19 protein-coding genes and 1 riboswitch are annotated in these 22102 nt (G+C 44.0%); of the genes, 5 read left to right on the top strand and 14 right to left on the bottom strand.

The annotated features are described in order from the left end of the window. Window positions 1-369: 369 nt before the first annotated feature. Window positions 370-1713 (bottom strand): sodium-dependent transporter, encoded by a 1344-nt coding sequence (locus ACQ4XT_RS07420; protein WP_446853127.1) that lies wholly within the window; start codon window positions 1711-1713, stop codon window positions 370-372. Between the two features lie 126 nt (window positions 1714-1839). Next, window positions 1840-2097: a hypothetical protein gene (locus tag ACQ4XT_RS07415; RefSeq protein ID WP_446853126.1), complete on the bottom strand. Its 258-nt coding sequence runs from the start codon at window positions 2095-2097 to the stop codon at window positions 1840-1842. Window positions 2098-2131: 34 nt separating this feature from the next. On the opposite strand from ACQ4XT_RS07415, the gene ACQ4XT_RS07410 reads away from it, so the two are divergent. Beyond that, window positions 2132-2848: a YwaF family protein gene (locus ACQ4XT_RS07410; RefSeq protein WP_446853125.1), complete on the top strand. Its 717-nt coding sequence runs from the start codon at window positions 2132-2134 to the stop codon at window positions 2846-2848. Between the two features lie 676 nt (window positions 2849-3524). On the opposite strand, the gene ACQ4XT_RS07405 is transcribed toward ACQ4XT_RS07410, so the two are convergent. Beyond that, window positions 3525-3833 (bottom strand): phasin family protein, encoded by a 309-nt coding sequence (locus ACQ4XT_RS07405; RefSeq protein WP_089653560.1) that lies wholly within the window; start codon window positions 3831-3833, stop codon window positions 3525-3527. After that, window positions 3830-5494, bottom strand: coding sequence for an ABC1 kinase family protein (locus ACQ4XT_RS07400; RefSeq protein ID WP_446853124.1), 1665 nt, complete (start codon window positions 5492-5494; stop codon window positions 3830-3832). Before ACQ4XT_RS07400 ends, ACQ4XT_RS07405 begins: the two co-directional genes overlap by 4 nt. Window positions 5495-5753: 259 nt before the next feature. Between ACQ4XT_RS07400 and ACQ4XT_RS07395 the strand changes: the two genes are divergently transcribed. Both ACQ4XT_RS07395 and ACQ4XT_RS07390 read left to right on the top strand, forming a co-directional pair. Next, window positions 5754-6653 carry a GNAT family N-acetyltransferase gene (locus ACQ4XT_RS07395; protein ID WP_446853123.1) on the top strand — a complete coding sequence of 300 codons (900 nt, stop codon included), beginning with the start codon at window positions 5754-5756 and terminating at the stop codon, window positions 6651-6653. 13 nt (window positions 6654-6666) lie between these two features. Continuing rightward, window positions 6667-7533 (top strand): fructosamine kinase family protein, encoded by an 867-nt coding sequence (locus ACQ4XT_RS07390; RefSeq protein ID WP_446853122.1) that lies wholly within the window; start codon window positions 6667-6669, stop codon window positions 7531-7533. A 1-nt stretch (window position 7534) separates the two neighbouring features. Here the strand turns inward: ACQ4XT_RS07390 and ACQ4XT_RS07385 are convergent, their stop codons facing one another. Next, on the bottom strand, window positions 7535-8503 hold the full coding sequence (locus ACQ4XT_RS07385; protein WP_446853121.1) for a YbgA family protein: 969 nt from the start codon (window positions 8501-8503) through the stop codon (window positions 7535-7537). 196 nt (window positions 8504-8699) lie between these two features. Here ACQ4XT_RS07385 and ACQ4XT_RS07380 point away from each other — a divergent pair, with 196 nt between their 5' ends. Beyond that, window positions 8700-10052 (top strand): YjiH family protein, encoded by a 1353-nt coding sequence (locus ACQ4XT_RS07380; protein WP_446853120.1) that lies wholly within the window; start codon window positions 8700-8702, stop codon window positions 10050-10052. A gap of 659 nt (window positions 10053-10711) precedes the next feature. On the opposite strand, the gene ACQ4XT_RS07375 is transcribed toward ACQ4XT_RS07380, so the two are convergent. From ACQ4XT_RS07375 to ribD, 9 genes are all read right to left on the bottom strand, one after another. Continuing rightward, entirely contained in the window at window positions 10712-11377 is a 666-nt protein-coding gene (locus tag ACQ4XT_RS07375; RefSeq protein WP_446853119.1) for a type 1 glutamine amidotransferase domain-containing protein, read from the bottom strand. 57 nt (window positions 11378-11434) lie between these two features. Further along, on the bottom strand, window positions 11435-12244 hold the full coding sequence (locus ACQ4XT_RS07370; RefSeq protein ID WP_446853118.1) for a GNAT family N-acetyltransferase: 810 nt from the start codon (window positions 12242-12244) through the stop codon (window positions 11435-11437). Between the two features lie 55 nt (window positions 12245-12299). Then, window positions 12300-13316, bottom strand: a complete 1017-nt coding sequence (locus ACQ4XT_RS07365; RefSeq protein WP_446853117.1) for an acyltransferase family protein — start codon at window positions 13314-13316, stop codon at window positions 12300-12302. Window positions 13317-13486: 170 nt separating this feature from the next. After that, complete coding sequence (locus ACQ4XT_RS07360; RefSeq protein WP_446853116.1) at window positions 13487-14728, bottom strand: aminopeptidase; 1242 nt, start codon at window positions 14726-14728, stop codon at window positions 13487-13489. Window positions 14729-14802: 74 nt separating this feature from the next. Beyond that, window positions 14803-16227: a cryptochrome/photolyase family protein gene (locus ACQ4XT_RS07355; RefSeq protein ID WP_446853115.1), complete on the bottom strand. Its 1425-nt coding sequence runs from the start codon at window positions 16225-16227 to the stop codon at window positions 14803-14805. A 172-nt stretch (window positions 16228-16399) separates the two neighbouring features. Beyond that, entirely contained in the window at window positions 16400-16867 is a 468-nt protein-coding gene (gene ribH, locus ACQ4XT_RS07350) for a 6,7-dimethyl-8-ribityllumazine synthase (protein ID WP_146815208.1), read from the bottom strand. A 16-nt stretch (window positions 16868-16883) separates the two neighbouring features. Next, the gene (locus ACQ4XT_RS07345; RefSeq protein ID WP_446853114.1) at window positions 16884-18077 is read right to left on the bottom strand and encodes a bifunctional 3,4-dihydroxy-2-butanone-4-phosphate synthase/GTP cyclohydrolase II; all 1194 of its coding nucleotides are present in this window, start codon (window positions 18075-18077) and stop codon (window positions 16884-16886) included. A 12-nt stretch (window positions 18078-18089) separates the two neighbouring features. After that, a complete protein-coding gene (gene ribE / locus ACQ4XT_RS07340) occupies window positions 18090-18740 on the bottom strand; it encodes a riboflavin synthase (protein ID WP_446853113.1) in 651 nt (216 codons plus the stop codon). Beyond that, complete coding sequence (ribD, locus tag ACQ4XT_RS07335; protein ID WP_446853112.1) at window positions 18740-19816, bottom strand: bifunctional diaminohydroxyphosphoribosylaminopyrimidine deaminase/5-amino-6-(5-phosphoribosylamino)uracil reductase RibD; 1077 nt, start codon at window positions 19814-19816, stop codon at window positions 18740-18742. Before ribD ends, ribE begins: the two co-directional genes overlap by 1 nt. Window positions 19817-19987: 171 nt before the next feature. Continuing rightward, window positions 19988-20137, bottom strand: a riboswitch (FMN riboswitch). 295 nt (window positions 20138-20432) lie between these two features. Between ribD and ACQ4XT_RS07330 the strand changes: the two genes are divergently transcribed. Beyond that, window positions 20433-22094, top strand: coding sequence for a glycoside hydrolase family 13 protein (locus ACQ4XT_RS07330; RefSeq protein WP_446853111.1), 1662 nt, complete (start codon window positions 20433-20435; stop codon window positions 22092-22094). The last annotated feature ends 8 nt before the right edge of the window (window positions 22095-22102 follow it).

Genomic DNA, 22102 nt, shown 5'->3' with positions numbered 1-22102 from the left:
TGAACCCTGAAAGCTTGATACAGAGCGTTTTATGCCTACAACAATCGGGATAGCGGGAGACCTTGCAACTTGGTATAGGGGTTCGTTATCCCCTTCATCAAATGGGGTGGTTGGGAAGCTGCGAGACTCCCGTGGGAGAAAGGAGATAGGCGAGATCCCGCAGGACGAAGTCCGAGGAAGCTCGCCACTCCCCCACAGGAAAGCGAGTAGCTTCCCAGCCACCCCTGGCGCACAATCCAAGTAACGAACCCTGGAAAGTCTCGAAACTGAGTCTTACACAATCCTGCCCTATTGTTAATAAATAACTCCCAAGTTTCCAACATATAAAAAGAACCTCGACGGAATAGTCGAGGTTCTTGGGTTTTGGTTTTATAGGGAGATGACTCCGATTTGGTTTAAGAAGATTACAATGATCATGACTGGCGCAATGAACTTGACGATCGTAAACCATATGTTGCCAAGGATCCCATTTTTCATATCGGTAGCTTCCAATGCTTCGGACTTCTTGAAGTACCAGCCTACAAGAAGCGCCATGGATAGACCTCCAAGAGGAAGCAAGATATTGGAGGCTATATAGTCCATTGAATCAAGGATATTCAAGTCTCCGATCGGGGTGATACCGGACCACAAGCCAAAGCCAAGGGAAACGCCAATTCCAAGTACAAACATAATGGAGCCTACCAATACACTCGTAGCAAAACGGGTCCAACCGAAAGCTCTCATGAAGTAAGCGGTCGGTACTTCCAGTATAGATACAGATGATGATAAGGATGCCAGAATTAAGGCGAAGAAGAACACCAATCCAATAATTCCGCCAAATGGCATCTGCTCAAAAATACTTGGAAGTGTAATAAATACAAGAGGCGGGCCTGAACTTGGATCAATGCCAAATGCAAACACAGCTGGGAAGATGACAACACCTGAGATGACGGCGAAAAATGTATCCATGATCCCGATACCAAGTGTTGCACTCGGTAACTTGTTTTCTTTTTTCAAGTAACTGCCGTACGTCAGCATGGCACCCATTCCAAGGCTCAAGGAGAAAAAGGCTTGTCCCAAAGCTGCTATATATATGGAAGGATTGCTAAACGCCGTCCAGTCTGGCTGGAACAAGAATTTCAAACCTTCTGAAGCACCATCTAATGAAAGGCTAAAGAACGCAAGACCAATTAAAATGATGGCCAGCAATGGCATGAAAATTTTGTTTGCCGCTTCGATCCCTTTCTTAACTCCGCTCAATACAATGACAATAGTAAGGATCATGAATAATGCCGTCCAGGCAATCGGATGCCAGGAGTGGCTGATAAATTGTCCAAATGCACCATCATAGCCGACTTCAGGGGAAGTAAAGAATGATCCATTGATATAATTCCAGAAATAAAAGATCGCCCATCCGGCTACTACTGCATAAAACCCTAAAATCAAGAAAGCACTGGCAATACCAAAGAAACCTGTCAAATACCAAGGGGTCTTAGGAGCAAGCTTCTGGAATGACCCGACAACGTCGCTTTCCGCTTTTCTCCCAATACTTACTTCAGTCAATAATAGGGGCACACCGATTAAAAGTACGAATAATAAATACAAGATCAAAAAGGCGCCTCCACCGTTATTACCGGCTACGAAGGAGAATCTCCATATATTTCCTAGTCCGACAGCTGAACCCATTGCGGCAAGCATAAAGCCCAGCTTCGTCCCCCACTGTTCTCTCGCCATACTCACTACACTCCTCTCACTCATTCACCTTTTTCAGCCGCTCTCTATTTTTCGGCTAAGTGAAATATTCATCAGCATACCATAGAATGAGCGAGTGTACATACATATTCTGAAATTTCATTTAATTTACAGTCGGTAATCGATCATGGAAGGGTTTCCACCTTGCTCATTCTTCTTTTTTTGATTCTTTTCAGCAAATTGCAAGCATTCTGTGCCTGTCGATTTCAAAACGTATGAGGAAGGCATTTCTTTCGTTTTAAACCCATAGGCCTCGCACGCTCTCGGAAAAGCCGGGTTCCATGTGGTACGAAAATGTCTGCAACGAAAGCAGTTGATCTTTTTCATATCGACCCTCTCTTCAGCCAAATGATATGGTAGAATCATAGCACAGCTAAAGCCCATTCTCTAGGAGGCTATTATGGAAGCATGGTTCAGTGAACAAATTGACCAAACCTTTACAACATTCGGTAGCAGCCATACTTGGATGCTCTTCATTTACTTGGTTGTCTCTTTAGGAATCCTTGGGATGCATCGGACTTTAAGAAATTCGAGCGTATTACATAACATGGTGCGTTTTATTCTATTATTTTTGTTAATTCTATCTGAAATCAGCTATCAAACCTGGACAATCATGCACGGTCTCTGGATGGAAGGGAGCCATCTTCCCCTCCACTTATGCGGAGTTGCTTCCTTATTAGGTGTCGTTGCACTCCTTACCTACAATCCGAAGCTGATTAAGATCACTTTTTTCATAGGTATTATGCCAGCTGCCATTGCCTTGATCACTCCTGACATCCCACATGGATATGAGCACTTCCGCTTTTGGAAGTTTTTTGTGCATCACATGGCCATCTCCTGGACCAGTCTTTTTTTGGTTGTATCGACAAAAGTATTGATTAGGGGAAAAGACATGTTGGAAACCTTCTTCTATTTAATTATTTACAGTGTGTTTATCTACATATTCAACGTATTCTTTCAGACCAATTATTTATATTTGAATGGTCCTCCCATTGCCGGAACTCCTCTTGATTGGATGGGAGAAGGGGTCATGTATTATATCAGTCTAGTTTTAACAGCATTCTTTGTTTTTTCCCTTATGTACTTTCTTTACAAGCTCATCAAAAAAACCAGATAGCCCCCCACTATTCAATATAATGGCAGGATTGTGGAAGACTTGACTTCGAGACTTCCCGGGGTTCGTTGCCTTGTTGGGCGTTAGGGGTGGTCGGGAAGCTACTCGCTTTCCTGCGGGGATGACGGCAAGCCTCCTCGTGCTACGCACTGTGGGGTCTCGCCAGCCCATCCATTCCCGCGGGAGTCTCGCAGCTTCCCAACCACCCCATTTGATATAACGGAGAAACGACCCCCGTCTCTCAAAGGGACCGCCTTCCACTTTCCCGCTTTTATGAGCATAAAGCCTTCTTTAACAATCTTTCAGAATCCAATTACACATAGGTTAAATGTTTAACGCCTACACTTCCATTAAGCTTGAAAGCTTCTTTTTCCAAAAGTGGTTTCGAGAATCGTCCATGGTAAAGAGGCAGAGGGAAACGGTGAGACTCCCATGGGACGTGTGGGGTAGGTGAGGTCCCGGGAGGCGTAGCCTGAGGAGGCTCACCGCCCGTGTTCAAATGCGGAATCGTCCTGGTAGACACGAGTGGCATAAGCAAACCGATGCTTTTTCCAGAACCCTGGAACAGCGCAAACATCTCACAACAGTCCTTCAGCAACCCTGTCTGTACACTTTTTCTTTATATAGAATAGAAAAAAGCCCCCGTTTCTGATGAGAGACAGATACGGGAGCTTATTCGTTATCTTCCATGTAGATTTTCAAGCCTTTCGATGCGGGCTTCTAATTTTTCGTACTCCTCTTTTGAAACGAAGCCCAGTTCCTTCATTTGATCCTGGAATCTGGCTTTCGCTTGTTCATTCCATTCTTTATCTTTGCTTTGCCCCTTTGAAATCCATTGGTTCATCCAATTATTGACCATTGTCTTTGCTTGTGATGGGCTGATTTCTCCACGCTTCACCATTTCATTGACCATTTTTTCAAAGCGTTCCTTGCCACTGATGGCAGCGCCTAAACCAAGATGGAATCCTTTCTTCAATAAATCACTCATCCTTCATTCCTCCTATTGTGATGGATGCGTTTTAACATCCTCAAATGATTGAACGAACTTACGAGAAACCCGAGTACACCTACTCCTGATAGGATTCCCCCGATCCAAACAGTCGGGAGCACAGGAACAATGAATGTGTAATATAAAGCGGCAGCACCGATTCCTGCGATGACGAGCGAAAAGAATGTATAGAATAAATAGTATTGATGGAATAAATGATTTTTTTGATGATAACTTTTCCATTCTCTTTCTTTATCCCCGTCTTCGAGATACTCCACCAGAGCCCGCGGCAAGGAAAGAAGCGGTCTGGCTGTCTCTTTCGCGATTTCTTTGTAGAGAGAAAAACTTGAAGCTTCTCCTGACATCCATTCCTTAATTACCGGTCTGCCCCACTTGATTAAATCAATTTGAGGGTAAACGCTTGTGAGAACCCCTACGATAATGGAAGTCGCACGGCCCAAAAAGGCATAATCGGCGGGAAGCTGAATCGGCTGCTCTTTCACAAACTCTTGTAAATCGCCCAGCATATCATTCATCATATGCGCATCCAACTTGTCAAAGTTCCCATCCAAGTACATGTCTGTCGTCTGCTTCAAGAGTTTCTTTACTTTTTCTGTATCCGCATCGGGCAATAGAAAATCCATTTCCTGCAGTGATTCAATGACTCTGTCGTAGTCGTCTAATATGAAACCTTGAATCATTTTACGGATCGAATTGGCATCTTCATTTCTGATCTCCCCGACCATTCCGAAGTCGATGACCACCACTGTACCATCTTCTCTTAACATCAAGTTGCCGGGGTGAGGGTCGGAGTGGAACATCCCCGCATACAGAAATTGTTCCACACATAAGTCGAACAGCGTACGGGCAATTTTTTCCCTGTCGATATTATTTTTCTTAATATAAGATAAGTCCGTAATTTTTGTTCCTTCAATCCATTCCATGACAAGTACACGCTTCGTCGATAGATCTGAATAATAATCAGGGATATAGACATCTTCAAAATCTGCAAATCTCTTTTTGAAATGATTACCGTTCTGAAGTTCCATGGTGAAATCCAATTCGTTGCTGATCACCCGGACGACTTCTCGATACAAAGCCGGCAGATCCGCTTTCTTCCCGTAAACGGTAAATTTATTGAGCATCCAGAAAACGATTTTCAATGCTTTAAAGTCCATCCTGAACGTGTCCCTGACCCGGTATCGTTGGACCTTAACCGCAACAGGTGTACCGTCTTTCAAATGAGCTTTGTAAACCTCACCGATTGAAGCTGATGCAATGGGATCTTCCTTGATGTTTGAAAGGTATTCATCCAGAGGCGCATTCCAATCTTCTTCAATGGTCTGTTTCGAATACTTAAATGGAACCGGTTCGACTCTGTCGACGAGCCCCTCTAATTCTTTAATGAATGACTGGGGTAATAAATCTCCCCTGGAGCTTAAGAACTGGCCGAATTTAATGAGCAGACCACCTAACAACACAGCCTTGCGCCGGTATTCTTCTGCTTGCTTTGCCAGCATTTCCTCCCATTTCCGTTTTGTATCCTGGTCCCAGATCCGGTGTCTTTTTTCAAACCAGAAGATTTGTATAAGAAATTTCAACGCCATCCAGACGATGATGGTAATTCTGTATATGGATATGTATTTCAAACGTTTTCCCATTTTCCTCCCCCTCTGTACTTCTGTACTTCATTCTTCCCTTCTCTTATTCTCATCAATCATGAAAATTCTCACACCTTAAGGGGTATATAAACATAAAAACTTTATTCTCATCAGATTTGTTTCAGGCTGCGAAATTCAATACAAAAGAACTTGGATTACAAAGAAAAAGGTCCAGAAAATAATAAGTAAGTCCTCTCCCCCTAACAGTTGCGCCTTCTATACCAACTGTGTGAAAATTTATTACAAAGGAGTGTTGCTGATGCATATTCGTGAATTGGAAGTAAAAGAGTTACATACCGTTGCCGAATGGTTGTTCAAAGTGAACGAACAAGATCACCATTACGTGGCCTGGATGGCTTCAGAACAAAATGAAATATTTGAACAGATCTGGACGTTGACCCAGTTCAAAGAACCTCTTGCCTATGTGGCCTGGGAAGGAGAAAAGATCGTCGGATTCCTTGGGATTCTGCCTTTCTTTGAGCAGAAACTATGCCGCCTGTTAGGGCCGTTCGCTACCAAGGACAAAGAAGGGGTCATCGAGCGTTTATGGGACAAAGCTTCTTTAACGGCACAGCTGCACTTTGATGTTGTGAAGGTTGCCTGTTTTTCTGCAAATCAAGCACTCGTTTCCTTTACAGAGAGACACCAGTTTCAAATGTACAATGTAGAACGGACGTTAGCTGTCCATAAATCGTCATACGAAGCCAATGAAACCAAGAATACATCAATCGTCGGGCTTAGCCAGGAAGACTTTGAGGCTTTAGATAACATCCACCCTTCAGCCGCTTACTACACGACAAAGGAAATGCTGCATCTATCCGGGGATGAGGGCAATTACCTGTGGGGCTGCCAGCAAAACGGAGAGCTTATCGGATACATTTACTTCGAAACCATCATTCCCGGGCATGAAGGGGAAATTTGCTTTGTGAATGTAGACGCTGATTATCGAAGTAGCGGCATCGGTTCAGAGCTCATCCATCATGCGTTACAGTACGCTTTCTTTGCCCTTGAATTGGATGTTGTCACGATCTCGGTCAGAACAGAAAACCAGCAGGCTGAATCCCTATACAAACAATTCGGGTTTAAAGAAATCCATACCATCTATGCGTATCAAAAAGAAATGAAACCAGAACCGCCGCTTTCCACAACCATCCATTAAAAGGAGGGATTCCATGGAACTTTTCATACGGGAGGCATTAGAAAAAATCAATGACACCTCGACTGTACGCTCCATCACCCCCGTAAGCGGAGGGGACATCAATCAATCGTTTTATGTAGAAACTGGCCAACGTCCTTATTTCATAAAAATCAACGAAAATGTTGCGAGCCACTTTTTCCAGGCAGAAGCAGAGGGCTTACGCCTAATCAGGGAAACGGGAGCTATACGAGTGCCTGACGTCTATCATTACGACTGCCCTGATGGAAATGAAAAAGCCTCGCTTGTCATGGAATGGATTGAAAAAGGTTCATTAGATGCCTCCCAATCTCTCGGAAAGAGTTTAGCTCACATGCATCATCACACATCGGAAAAGTACGGTTATGGAAAGCCGACCTTTGTGGGTGAGCTGGATCAAATAAATGAGTGGTGCACAGCTTGGACAGAGTATTACCGTCGTTACCGTTTAGGAGGACAGTTGGAAATTGGGATGGCAGAAGGTACGATTTCAGGTCTCCGGGAGGAACGGTTGAAAAGACTGATGGACCGGGTCGAAGAATTTATTCCACGAAAACCAAAAGCCTCTCTTCTGCACGGTGATTTATGGGGTGGAAATTGGATGAGCACCCATGACGGTGAACCTGTTTTAATCGATCCTTCCATCCTTTACGGAGACCATGCGTTTGAACTTGCCTTCACCGAACTGTTTGGAGGTTTCCCACCAAACTTCATCAATCAATACAACACATATTTCGAGCTTCCCGATGACTATCAGGATACCAAACCCATCTATCAGCTTTTCTATTTGCTCGTGCACCTTAATATCTTTGGTGAAATGTATGGTTCACAGGTGGACCGTATTTTGAAGAAATATGTCGGATGATTCAGGAATAGGCCCTCCCCTTTCCTGAATCCGATATTTCTATAAGCTCCAACGGATAGGGTTCAAAATAGTTCTGCTGCTTGAGGTAATCACTTTGAAAACGGGCGATCCAGCAATTCAACACACTCAGCACAGCACTCAAAGGAACTTTCTCCTCTTTGTATTGTTCCATGAGGGTTTGGAAGCTTTCCTTCTCCTCTTTAGACAAATCCTTTTTGAAGTATCCTGCAATATGCTGACATACATTCACATGGGCACTCGGTTTTGCTGGTCTTTCCATAAGTTCATGAAGCAAGGGTTCATAGCTTTCTATGACTTGTTGGAAATCAAGATGATTATGATTTGCGACTGTCTGCCCCATTTTCTTGAGCGTACCAGGATGATAAGCCATGAATAGATATTTGTTGCGGGCATGAAATTGCTGCAATCCCTTCATTCCCTGTTCCTTCTTTACCTCGCGGAAGTCAGCTAAAGTAAACAGCTTCGTTAAAAAGTGGTGTCTCAATGTAAAGTTCTTCAGTCTTCCTTCTTCTTCGATGGCAAGCCCTCCATGGCGATGAAGGATTTCTTTAGCAAAAAATCCCGATGTCTTCCCTACCACTTGAGAGTTCCCTTCACTATGATAAACTTTCACATCATGCATCCCGCACGTAGGTGAGCGGTTTTTCAATAAAAAACCATCCACATCTTCCAAATGATCAAGGAACCCTTGAGAGAACTCTCTCATTGTATCCGTAAGGTTCTCCCCTGTTTTAGGCTGCACGAGTTGTTCTTCTTCACCATCCACAATACGAATGACTTCACGTGGTACACCAAGTCCGATTTCAACCTCTGGACATACGGGTATGAACTCCACATGATTCTGCATACGCTGAACAGCCTTATCTGGAATCTTAGCTCCATTAAAGCGGACTTCTGCAAATTCCAAACAACGGCTGACCACGACTTTTGGTGTAGGGAAATGCCGCATTTCCTTCTCCCCTTTCTGACAAATACAAGTACTAGCAAACGTTCCTCAATTTCTACTTCTATAAACACAAACCGCATATCATCTACAAATTTCCTATTGGTTTTTGACGAAAAACGTAATAGAATAAATAGTGTTGCATAATTATTCTCAAGCATTTATAAATAAAAAAATCAGACAACGTCAGGAGAGATTTTGGATGAGAGCGAAAGACTTCAATGCATCATCACACTTAAAGTTCATAATTCCATCCTTGATCGGAATTTTCCTATTCATGTTTCCGATCTTTGGAGATGACGGGGCCGTCACCATTCCAATAGCTATTCTTGCTGGTTGGGTGGAAACGTGGCTTGCCGACTATTTATCCTTGATCATGACGATCATTATCACCATTACAGCTATAGGGACGGTTATAGCTAAGGCAGCAGGCAAAGAAGCCCTCAATGGATCACCATTTTTCCAGTCTTTATTTAATGTGCCACGGGTATGGATGATTACTCGCCTTTTAGGTATGATTTTTGCCATCATGGTTTACTTCCAAATCGGACCTGAAGCCATCACAAGTCCAAACACAGGTGGCTTGCTTCTTGACTCCCTACTACACGTTCTCTTTGCCGTTTTTCTATTTGCAGGACTGTTTTTACCGCTGCTTCTGAACTACGGACTGCTTGAACTGTTCGGGGTCGTCTTAACAAAAATCATGCGTCCCCTTTTCCGATTACCTGGACGTTCTTCCATCGATTCCTTAGCCTCCTGGTTAGGAGATGGAACGATCGGTGTCCTTCTTACAAGTAAACAATACGAAGAAGGTTATTATACGAAGCGGGAAGCGGCTGTCATCGGGACAACCTTCTCCGTCGTATCCATCACCTTCAGCCTTGTAGTCATTCAAGAGGTCGGTCTTGGCGATATGTTCGGTCAGTTTTACTTAACTGTAGCGATCGCAGGCTTCATCGCCGCTTTGATCATGCCGAGAATTCCACCTCTTTCTAGAAAAGCAGATACGTATGTAACCGAAGAACCAAGCGATCAAAAAGAAGAAGTTCCAGAACACCACAACTTGATCACCTATGGCTATACTAAAGCTGTAGAACGAGGCAGCAAGGCAAGTGGAATCGGGAACTTCCTGAAACAAGGGACCCAGAATATCCTGGATATGTGGATGGGTGTAGCACCGATTGTAATGGCGCTGGGTACCATCGCGCTCGTAATTGCTGAATTCACTCCATTTTTCACATGGATCGGAATGCCGTTCATTCCACTTCTTGAACTGATGCAGGTTCCTTATGCACAGGAAGCATCTGAAACCATCCTTGTTGGTTTCGCCGACATGTTCCTTCCTGCGATCATCGGTTCTTCCATCGAAAGTGAAATGACCCGTTTCATCATTGCATCACTATCTGTCACGCAGTTGATTTATATGTCTGAAGTTGGCGGGCTATTGCTGGGCTCTAAAGTTCCGGTTAATATTAAGGACCTATTCATCATCTTCCTTCTAAGAACAATCATTACACTGCCGATCATCACTCTAATCGCACATCTATTGTTCTAAAGCAAAAGCACTTCCTCCAACGAGGAAGTGCTTTTTTTATATCCTACTCCATAAAACCCATTCCTTACTTAAGTAAATGGCAGGATTGTGGAAGACTCGATTTCGAGATGTTTGTGTGGATTTAGGGGCTCCGGGAAAAGGTTCGCTTTCCGTGGGCGAGTGATGAGCCTCCTCGAGCTAACGCTCTGCGGGGTCTCATCTACCACGCACTTCCCACAGGAGTCTCACCGTTTCCCTCCGCCCCTTGGCCATATGAGTATCTCGAAACCACTTCTAGAATATGCAGTTATTCAGCTTGATGGGAGTATAAGGATAAAAATCCCACGCCCAGATATTTGAAACCTGGGAGCTTGATACAGGGCACTTTATGCTTATAACAGTAGTATAGTGGAAGACAATTCAAATTGGTAAAGGGGTTCGTTTCTCACATTCATCGAATGGGGTGGTTGGGAAGCTGGGAGACTCCCGCGGGAATGGATTGGCTGGCGAGACCCCACAGAGCGGAGCTCGAGGAGGCTTGCCGTCATCCCCGCAGGAAAGCGAGCGGCTTCCCAACCACCCCTTACGCTCATTATGGCAACGAACCACGGAAACGTCTCGAAACTGAGTCTTCAACAAACGGTAGCTTATATGGAAAAAACCGCTAAGCTTTTGGGGGCTTAGCGGTTTTTTAGGAGTTCGAGCATTTTTTGTGCGGTTGAGAGACTGGACTGTGGGTTTTGTCCAGTGACGAAGGGATCGTCACTGACGACATGATCAGAGTAGGCTTCACCAGGATCAAACTCTGCCCCAGCTTCCTTCAAACGATCTTCCAGCATAAAGGGGACAACAGAATCGAGACCGGTATCTTTTTCTTCCTCATTCGTAAATCCGGTGATCTTTTTCCCTTCAACGAGCGGCTGGCCATTATGGTCTTCAACACCTACAAAGCCGGCAGGTCCGTGACATACAGCACCAATGACTTTATCTTCCGTTAAAAAGTGCCGGAGCAATTCTTCAAGCTCATCATTTTCCGGGAAGTCGATCATCGTCCCGTGTCCTCCGCAAAGAAAAATTCCTGCAAATTCTGTTGGGTCTACTTCTGCTAGTGGAACTGTTTTATTGATCGGTTCCATGACGCCATCCCAAACCTTAGGCAGTCTATTGCTGTAGCTGTTCGGATCGATGGGAGGACGCCCTCCCTTGGGGCTGGCTGCTACGACTTCATACCCCGCTTCCTGAAATTCCGTTGCAGGCTCGACAAATTCCTGAAGCCACAATCCTGTTTCATGTTTACCGTCCAATTGGTCCGCATTCGTCACAATCATTAATATCTTTTGATCCATGATCAGCAACCTCCTTGTCCATATCCCTCCTATTATTTACAAATGAAATCATTTCAATCACAATACTTTTTTCATCCAAACCTGCTGCAATTGGGTTTCGAATTCTTCTTGCTTTAATGTTTGGTAGACACGATGTTTCTCAGGTATATTAAAAGCGGTGATGAGGGTATCCGGGTAGTTTGTAAGGAGGGTGGCCACCGTTTCTCGCCATCGGTTTTCCGATTGTATCTGGAAAATCGTCAAGCCCCCTTTTTGATTCCGGTTGAACATTAGCCAACCGATCACTTCGTCGTCCATGACTTTAAACCGCTCCGCTTTGTCATTTGAAAAGGACTGGTTCTGCCATGGATATTCCTCTCTGAAGGACTGTTCTGTCCAAGTAACCTCATCTACGAATTCTAAACGCCCTTGGACTTTTTCTGTCTTTTCCTTTTTTGTAGATTTCATAATATGTAATCGATCAACGATTTGATATCCATAGGCTTCATATAAGGCAATCGCGGCCTGGTTTGTGGAGATCGCTTCCAATGTAGCTACAGAGGCCTTTTCTTTTTCATACATAGATAAAGAGGAGTGGACCAGCAAGCGTCCCACTCCTCTTTTTCGATACGAAGGGTGTACAGCCGTCCCTCCGTTATAGGCTGTTTTTATTCCGTCTATTTCTTGAATACCATTTAAAACGATCCCTACAGGTTTCTCCCCATCATAAGCGAGAAATGAAAAAGCAGGAGATAACCGTTTTGAACTCATCATCTGAATCAAACCATCCAAATCAAACTGCATCTGGACTTGATAATCTTGAAAACCTTCGTTTAAAGATGTTAAGGCATCCTTGAACGAACAGTCCTTCATGGGCACAATTTTCATTACCATTCCCTCCCTTATCTTTCATAACATTCTCTACAAAGGGGGAAATCCCTTCTTAGGACTGGAAGGAAGAATCTTTATGATTGACCCTGTGCCACCATTTTTTCAAGAGCTGTATGCGGCCTTCTATAAATGGCTGTGTCAGCGTGCGGATAATTCCACTTGATAACACGTACACAATGGCAGCAGCTACGATCGCAAGACCTAAGACGTCAAACACGTGGTCAACTTTGAACCAATCGGCCTGACGGAAAAATTGAATGAAGAATCCATGCAGCAGGTAAACGTATAACGTCCTTCCACCGAGGTAAGTCAGACGGTACTGCGTATTTGGGACCCACGCAAAGACACTGATAGTCATGACAGCAGCAAGCACATAGACACCTAAGCGGAATAAGCCACCCATTTCGGGGCTTCCCAGCACTTCATACGATTTAGAGCCGAGCAGCCAGCCTGAGCTGAATTCCGGAAATAATGCGATGACGGAGGCAACAACGCCCATCACGACTAGGCTTACTTCTTTTACCCGGCGAGTTCTCCATTTGTGGACATGTTCTTTCGTCATCCAATACCCTACAAGGAAGAAAGGGAAGAAAACGAACGTCCGGGACAAGCTGAAATGATGCCCGATGTCACTGAAGTACCCAACAAGCACCCCGATTTGCACAGCAATGGCCACTCCAAGAAATGGAGGAATCTTTTTGAACCAATAAAGCAGGATGTGCCAGCAGAACAAACTGAACAGGAACCATAGAGACCAGTGAGGATAGAAGATCCCACTTAAGGTCGCTCCTTTTCCAATGAAGAAATAGTATCCTGTGTACACAAGTTGGAAAATGAGATAAGGCAAGATCAATTTTTTAGCTAATTGTAAGATGTAGTCTTTTTCCCCTGATCCTTTGGCAAAGAACCCGGCAAGAAAAATGAATGCAGGCATGTGGAACGTATAAATCCATGTATATAATGTGTACATCGGCCTTGATCCGTCTGTAAACGGCTGAATGATATGACCAAAGACGACGAGAAAAATTAGAACGAGTTTGGCGTTATCAAAAAAGGCATCACGTTTCATGTTGTCTCACCCTTCATTATCGATTAATCCTCTACCTCTTGTTTACCACATTCCTGTGCTTTTTAAGGCACTTTTATTCATTTTTAAACCATATGTAAACCAATTGTTATCTTCTGTTATGAATTGTTACGTCTAAAAAAGAGACACCCTCTACGGATGCCTCACTGGAATCATTCGAAATCGATGGCCCATGAACCTTTACGGAAAATCGCTTCAAATTCACCTTCTTTGGTTTCACCGTCAATGTCCAAATCGTCAGAACCCATCATGAAATCTTCATGAATCAAACTATCATTCACCCCATGCGAATCCATTTGTTCTTTATTGAAAGATGACCCTCCGCGGATATTGGTCGGGTAAGCTTTTCCTAAAGCCAGATGACAGGAAGCATTTTCATCATAAAGCGTGTTGTAGAAAATGTGACCTGACTTAGAAATTGGAGATTCGTTCGGAACAAGAGCAACCTCGCCAAGACGTTTGGCTCCATCATCACTCTCAAGCAGATGTTTTAATGTTTCTTCTCCAGATTCCGCTTTATAGTCGACAACTTTTCCATTCTCGAACGTCAGCGTAAAGTTTTCAATCAGATTCCCTCCATAATTGAGAGGTTTCGTACTTGTGACTTTGCCTTGCACCCCTGTTTTGTGAGGCATAGTGAACACTTCTTCTGTAGGAATGTTCGGGTTGAATTCCGTCCCTTTCTCTGAAGTCGTTGAACCGCCATGCCAAATGTGGTTCTGGACGAGCTCGATGGACAACTCAGTGCCAGGTCCCTTGTAGTGAAGCTTTTTGTATTGCTTTTGATTCAAATACTCACGAGCCTGACGAAGCTTTTCGTTATGCTCTTCCCATGCTTGAATCGGATCTTCCTGATCGATTCGTGTAATTTGGAAAATTTGTTCCCACAACTTGTCCTGTGCTTTCTCAGGGGAATCGTCCGGGAATACCTTTTGAGCCCAGGCTTCCTGAGGATAGGCAATAATCGACCATGTGGTTTTATCATTCATTATATAGTCTCTATATTTGGTGAGAGCTTCGCCGCTTGCTTTATTCGCCTTGGCGATCCTTTCCGAATCGATGCCCTTGAATAAATCAGGATTAGGTCCGTAAATGGATAAAAGCGCATATCCGTCCTTAACCATCTCTTCCAAGCCTTCCGCTTTCCATTTAGGGAAATTCTCGAGCACATCCATCGGGGCATTCTTCATCTTCATGTAACTGAGAACTTCATCATTCCATTCCAAGTGAACATTCTTCGCGCCCCTGCCATAAGCTTTCGCTGAAATCGTACGGACGAGCTCAGCAGCTTCGATTGGAGCATTGATGATCAATCCTTGTCCTCTTTGTAGGTTCACACCTTTTTTCAAAGCAAGATCTGCATACTTTTCTAATTGTTTCTGATGATTACTCAATATCTAACCCTCCAACTTCTTCATTCTCTGTCTATTATTTCATATCCCTGCCTTGTTTCCTAGAACGAACGCCTTTATGTTTTATCTTTGAACATTTCTATCGCTCGTTCTCTCATCGTTTTATGGTCGACGATCGGTGCTGGATAGTCTTCCCCAATGATACATCCCGCTTCCTTCTGCTCTTCTTTTGTCATTTTAGATGGTTGATGGATCTGTTTCTTTTTCACGTTTTCAAGTTCAGGCAGCCACTCTTTTATGAAGCGGCCATGAGGATCGAATCGCTCGGATTGCCGTGTGGGATTGAAGACACGAAAGTACGGTACAGGATCTGTGCCTGTAGAGGCAGCCCATTGCCATCCCCCTATATTCGAAGCAGGATCATAATCGACCAGACGCTCAGAAAAGTATCGCTCCCCTTCACGCCAATCCATGAGAAGGTCTTTCGTCAAAAATGAAGCGACAGCCATACGCAAACGGTTATGCATCCAGCCTATTTCATTCAATTGACGCATCGCTGCATCAATAAGCGGAAATCCTGTCTGACCTTCTTTCCATTTTTCAAGCAGTTCATCATCATTATTCCACGGTATCCCTCTGTATTTTTCCACCATTTCTTTAGAATTAGCATCAGGATAGGAATGGTAGATCATGTTATAAAAATCCCGCCAGGCAAGCTCGGAAATGTACGTATCGACCCCGGATGTGTTTTTTCTGAAATCTACATCCTCTTCGATTTTATGGTAGATGGTCCTGATGGATATCGCCCCGGTACGAAGAAAACGAGACATTAGACTCGTCCCATCGAGAGCAGGAAAGTCCCGCCGCTCATCATAGTCGTAAATGTCCTCCTCCAGAAAATGTTCGAGTCGTTCCAGCGCATCTTCTTCTCCGACGCCCTCATACGCGCCCCCTGTTTTTTTGATCAAATCATCATATGCACGCCGGCCTTCAGAAAATGCCTCCCTCTCATCCAGAGCGGAAGAAGATAACTGATCCAGATCAACTTTTTGGATGGCAGGCTTCTGAAGCTGCTTCCACTTTTTAAGATAAGGAGAGAAAACTTTGTAAAAACCTCCATCGTTTTTCTTCACTTCATCGGCTCCGTGAAGATGATGATCATTGTAAGCATAGACTTCCACATCATTCTCACTTAAGTATTGGGTAATTGACTCATCGCGCTCTCTCCCAAATCCGACTTCATCCCTATTGAAATAAACCATCTCCACATTCAAATCCTTGATGAGGTGTTGGAACGCTTTTTCCGTTTCCCCGTAAATGAAATGAAACGGAGCCTTTTGTTCATCGGCCCTGTCTACGACATTCTTCAAAGTTTGGAAAAAGTAATCATGCCTTGGAGTAAATGATTCATTTAATGATGGATGGATATGAAAAAACAGAACAATTTGATCGTCGTCTTTTGTATGTTCTAACGCTTTGGCTAAAGCGGTGTGGTCGTTCAACCTTAAATCTCGTCTAAACCATACAGCTCTTCTTGTCATCCTTCCCCCTCCTTCCTTCTTTACCCTTCCTTTTTACTTGTGGATATAAACTAAGGAAAGCCACTTATCCACATGTGGACAGTTTTTAATACTAGTTTTTCCTTTAATCAAGGAATTTTCATCGTCCACTAATAAAAAAAGAGCTGACCTGCCTCTGGTCAGCTCCTTATCATTATTCGAAGTTTTTGAGCAGGGTTGCCATTTCAATAGCTGCAGTAGCAGCTTCCCAGCCCTTATTTCCTGCCTTCGTACCCGCGCGCTCGATCGCTTGCTCGATGGTATCTGTCGTGATGACTCCGAAGATGACCGGAATGCCACTTTGCTGTGAGGCCTGGGATACACCTTTAGCCGCTTCATTACATACATAATCGAAGTGCGGGGTAGAGCCACGGATCACCGCTCCAAGTGTAACGACAGCATCGTATTTTCCTGAGTTCGCCATTTTGCTTGCTACCAGTGGGATTTCGAAAGCGCCTGGTACATAAGCAACTTCCACATCATTCAATTCAACCCCATGCCGCTTGAACGCATCAACCGCGCCTTCATATAACTTTCCTGTAATGAAATCGTTGAAACGACCGACAACGATCCCAACTTTTAATCCTGTGCCTACGAGGTTACCTTCTATCGTTTTTACCATATTTCCTTCATCCCTTCTAATAGTGAAATAAGTGTCCCATTTTCGATTGCTTCGTTTTTAGATATCTTTCATTTTCTTCCCTGGATTCCATTTGGATGGGAACGCGGTCCACAACTTCCAATCCGAAACCTCCGAGGCCTGAAATCTTTTTCGGATTGTTCGTAAGAAGTCGAAGCTTTGTAATTCCGAGATCTTTGAGAATTTGTGCACCGACACCATAATCTCTTAAATCCGGGCCGAACCCCAGCTTCTCATTCGCTTCTACCGTATCCAAACCTTCTTCTTGAAGTTTATAAGCCTGGAGTTTATTCATTAGTCCAATACCGCGTCCTTCCTGTCTCATATATAAAAGGACGCCGCTTCCGTTTTCTGAGATCTGCCTGAGTGCATTGTGCAGCTGTGGACCACAGTCACAGCGGTAGGAACCGAACACGTCTCCTGTCAAACATTCAGAGTGGACACGGACAAGCGTTGGCTCTTCCGGATTGATTTCGCCTTTAACCAGCGCGATGTGATCTTTGAAATCAATATCGTTGGAAAAACCGATGGCACGGAAATCCCCGTATTCTGTCGGCATTTTCACTTCCACTTCGCGTTTGACATGGTTCTCTTTTTTATGACGGTATTGGATAAGATCTGCAATCGTGATCATTGGAAGATCAAACTCATCCGCCATTTTTCTAAGGTCAGGCACACGTGCCATAGTTCCATCGTCTTTAATGATCTCACAAATGACCCCGGCCGGACGTGCGCCAGCAAGCTTGGCAAGGTCTACAGACGCTTCCGTATGCCCCGCTCGACGCAGGACACCGCCTTCTTTCGCAATTAAAGGAAAGATATGTCCAGGCTTCTGGAAGTCCGCTGCCGTTGTTTCTGGATTCAACATCTCCTTGATCGTCAAAGCGCGTTCATCTGCAGAAATTCCCGTCGTTGTTTCTTTATGATCGATACTTACAGTAAAGGCCGTCTGGTTGGGGTCTGAATTGTTATCGACCATAGGTACTAATTCTAAGTCCTGAGCGAGGTCATTGGTAATTGGTGCACAGACAAGTCCACGACCATGTTTAATCATGAAATTGATCATTTCAGAAGAAGCATACTCCGCAATCCCTATTAAATCTCCTTCATTTTCACGATCTTCGTCATCACAAACAATGACAAGTTTCCCCTGCTTTAAATCTTCAATCGCTTTTTCAACTGAATCAAACATCATTTCACCCTCTTATGCAAAGCCGTTGTCAGAAAGAAACTGTTTAGACAGTCTTGCCTTCGGCTCTTCTTTATTTTGTCCGCTCAAAAAGTGAGCTACGTATTTCCCGATCATGTCGCACTCAATATTAACACTGTCTCCAGGTCCTTTTCCGCCGAGCACCGTGTGCTCCATCGTATGAGGAATAAGAGAAATCGTCACTCTGGAGTCATCGACACCAAACACCGTCAAGGATGTGCCGTCCACAGCAATGGATCCTTTATAAACGAAATAATGGATAAGTTCTTCAGATAGTTCAATTTCATAATAAACAGCATTGGATTCAGGCTTTTTTGAAACAATTTTTCCTGTTCCATCAATATGGCCGGAAACTAAATGCCCGCCGAAACGCCCGCCTGCAGCCATCGCACGTTCTAAGTTAACCGGATCCCCTTGCTGCAGTTCATGAATGTTCGTAGCTCTGTAAGTTTCAGGCATAACGTCAAAAGAGACGGTCTGCTCCGTAAAGTCTGTTACAGTCAAACACACGCCATTAACGGAAATACTGTCTCCTAATTTAACGTCTGTTACTATTTCTTTGGCTGAAATATTCACTTCGAGTGCTTCTGTTTTATTTTTCACAGACTTTAATGTTCCTATTTCTTCTACAATCCCAGTAAACATTAAGATTCTCCTTTTCTAACGGAAACAATTTTAATGTCTTCCCCTATTTTTTCAGTCGAGACGATTTCAAAGGAGCTTACATTCTTTAATTGCTCTATTCCTTTACCGCCCACAGGCGTCAAAGCTTCTTTTCCTCCGATTAACTTCGGCGCCATATACGTTATCGTTTCATCCACTTTTCCAGCGCGTACAAAAGCATCGGCAATCGTCGCTCCTCCTTCAACAAGCAAAGAAGTGACTTTTTGTTCTCCTAAATATCGGAGAACTTCTTCTATGGAAACCTGTTCCCCTTGAAGCGGGATGATGGTGACATGCTCATGGTTTTCATATCGGTCCATATGTTCTTTCTTCACATGATTCCCTGCGAAAATCCATGTTGGTGCCGAGTCATCCTGAATTAACTGAGAGGAACGCGGTATTCTGAGGTGTGTATCGAGGACCACCCTGATCGGGTGCCGTCCTCCCCCCTCTATTCGTGTTGTCAGCTTAGGGTTATCCATCAGTACTGTATTGATTCCGACTAAGATCGCATCGGAAAGATGTCTATAATAGTGACCATCCAGGCGCGCTTCTTCACCCGTTATCCACTGACTTTCCCCTGTAGAAGTGGCAATTTTCCCATCCAGGCTCATAGCTGACTTCAATCGGACATACGGTTCTTTCTTTTGGATGAAGTGAAAAAAGGAAGGGTTGATTTCGTCTGCTTCTTTCTTCAGCACCTCTGTCCTCACATCAAGACCACGTTCTCTCATCATTCGAATTCCTCTGCCCGACACTTTAGGGTTAGGGTCATTGGATGCAATTACTACTCTTTGAATGCCAGCTTCAATGACGGCTTCTGCACATGGGGGGGTCTGCCCATGGTGACTGCACGGTTCGAGCGTGACATAAATCTCTGCCCCTTTCGCCTTCTCCCCTGCCATACGAAGCGCATGGACTTCGGCATGAGGTTCGCCTGCCTTGACGTGAACCCCTACTCCCACGATCTGATTATGGTTAACGACAATGGCAGCGACTGAAGGATTGGGGCTTGTTTGGCCTACCGTTTCCCGCGCCATGTCTATAGCAATTCTCATGTATCTTTCATCCCGATCCAAGACCTTCACCACCTTTTCCAATTAGCATGCATGGCTAAAAAAATAAAAAAACCCTGAAGAAGACAGACTTCCCCAGGGTCATTGAACGTAAATCGCATACACTTAAAAAAGGGTACACGTAATGCTCTAATTTTTGTACCTTTACGTTTCTACAACCTTCTCCCATCCAGACTTTAACTGTCGGCTTTGGAGTTTCACCAAATCAGGGAGAACCGTGCCTAACACTGATTCTCCGTCGCGGGCTCGGAGCACATGCTCATTACCGCCGGCTGGGATTTTCACCCGACCCCGAAGGTTTACGTTATTCAGTTGTTCGTTACACTATAAATCATATCGGATTTGTTTAGGAAGTGCAATTCAAATGAACTCCTCTATTTTCACTTTTCACCCCAACCCCTATTGTAAAACCAGATAAAATCGGCTAAGATAGATTACATCAGGAAAACGTTTGCACAGAACTTAGAAGAATTTATAAAAACATCTATTTAATAAAAGCTTGGAATTTAATCAGGTTTTTATTTTTTCACAAAATGCGCAATCGGTTGCATATAACTGGACTAGGTAACTATAACTGTAATGAAATGAGGGGAATACTATGGAACGTGTATGGTGGAAGGAAGCGGTTGGATATCAAGTCTATCCTCGCAGTTTTCAAGATTCGAACGGTGACGGAATCGGGGATTTGCAAGGAATGATCGACAGACTTGATTATCTAAAAGAAATGGGCATTGACTTTATTTGGATCTGTCCAATGTACAAGTCTCCTAAAGACGACAATGGCTATGATATTTCCGATTACCAGGACATTTTAGAAGAATTCGGAACGATGGAAGATTTCGATCGATTGCTTCAAGAGGTACACAATCGTGGCATGAAACTGATCATTGACCTAGTTCTCAACCATACAAGTGATGAACACCCATGGTTCATTGAATCAAGAAGCTCTAAAACCAACCCGAAGCGTGACTGGTATATTTGGCGGGACGGGAAAAATGGGGCCGAGCCAAACAACTGGGAAAGTATCTTTGATGGCTCTGCCTGGCAGTACGATGAAAAAACAGAGCAATATTATTTGCACGTGTTCTCCACCAAACAGCCGGATCTGAACTGGGAAAACCCTGAAGTTCGTGAAGCGTTATATGATACGGTCAACTGGTGGTTGGAAAAAGGGATTGATGGCTTCCGCATTGATGCCATCAGTCACATAAAAAAACGTCCGGACTTCCCTGATATGCCAAATCCGAAGAAAGAGAAATACGTTTCTTCCTTCGATATGCATATGAATCAGGAAGGCATCCATAAATTTTTACAAGAATTCAAAGACGAAACGTACAGCAATTATGACGTCATGACCGTCGGCGAAGCCAATGGTGTCAGTGCAGATGAGGCGGACCTCTGGGTCGGCGATAACGGAAAAATGGACATGATTTTCCAATTTGAGCACCTGGATCTCTGGGATCAAGATGCAGAGCAGCAACTGGATATCCCAGGATTGAAAAAAGTCCTCACACGCTGGCAGAAAGCTTTGGAAGGTGACGGATGGAATGCTCTATTCGTAGAAAACCACGATAAAGCCCGTGTTGTATCTACGTGGGGCGACGACGATGTCTACTGGCGCGAAAGTGCAACATCCATTGCCACGATGTATTTCTTCATGCAGGGAACTCCATACATCTATCAGGGACAGGAAATCGGCATGACAAATGTGGCTTTCCCTTCTATTGAAGATTATGATGATGTCGCGGCGAAGAATTTATATAAGACGAAAAAAGAACAAGGCATGTCCCATGAGAAAATCATGGAGATTCTTTGGAATACTTCCAGGGATAACAGCCGTACACCTATGCAATGGAGCCACGAAGAAAACGCCGGATTCACAAGCGGTACGCCATGGATGAAAATCAACCCGAACTACAAGGCCATCAATGTCGCAGATCAGCAGGATGATCCTCATTCGATTCTGAATCATTATAAAGAAATGATTCGGTTGAAGAAGCAGCATGATCTGTTCACATATGGGACGTATGAGTTAATTCTTCCGGACGACAATCAGATTTATGCTTATACAAGAACACTTGATGGTAAAACCGCTTTAGTGATGGCAAACTTGACGAAAAATACAGCTGCATTCGAGTCCTCTTATGATCTGAACTCGAAGGATTTAATTCTGTCAAACCTCATTGTAGACAAACATGTGGATGAAACAAGTTTCACACTTAAACCGTTTGAAGCACGTGTTTATTTGCTGAACCAATAATCATCACC

Source organism: Halobacillus sp. 12SKB (assembly GCF_052941655.1).
The sequence above is the reverse complement of the archived record's forward strand: the minus strand, read 5'-3'. Positions and strand labels throughout refer to the sequence as shown.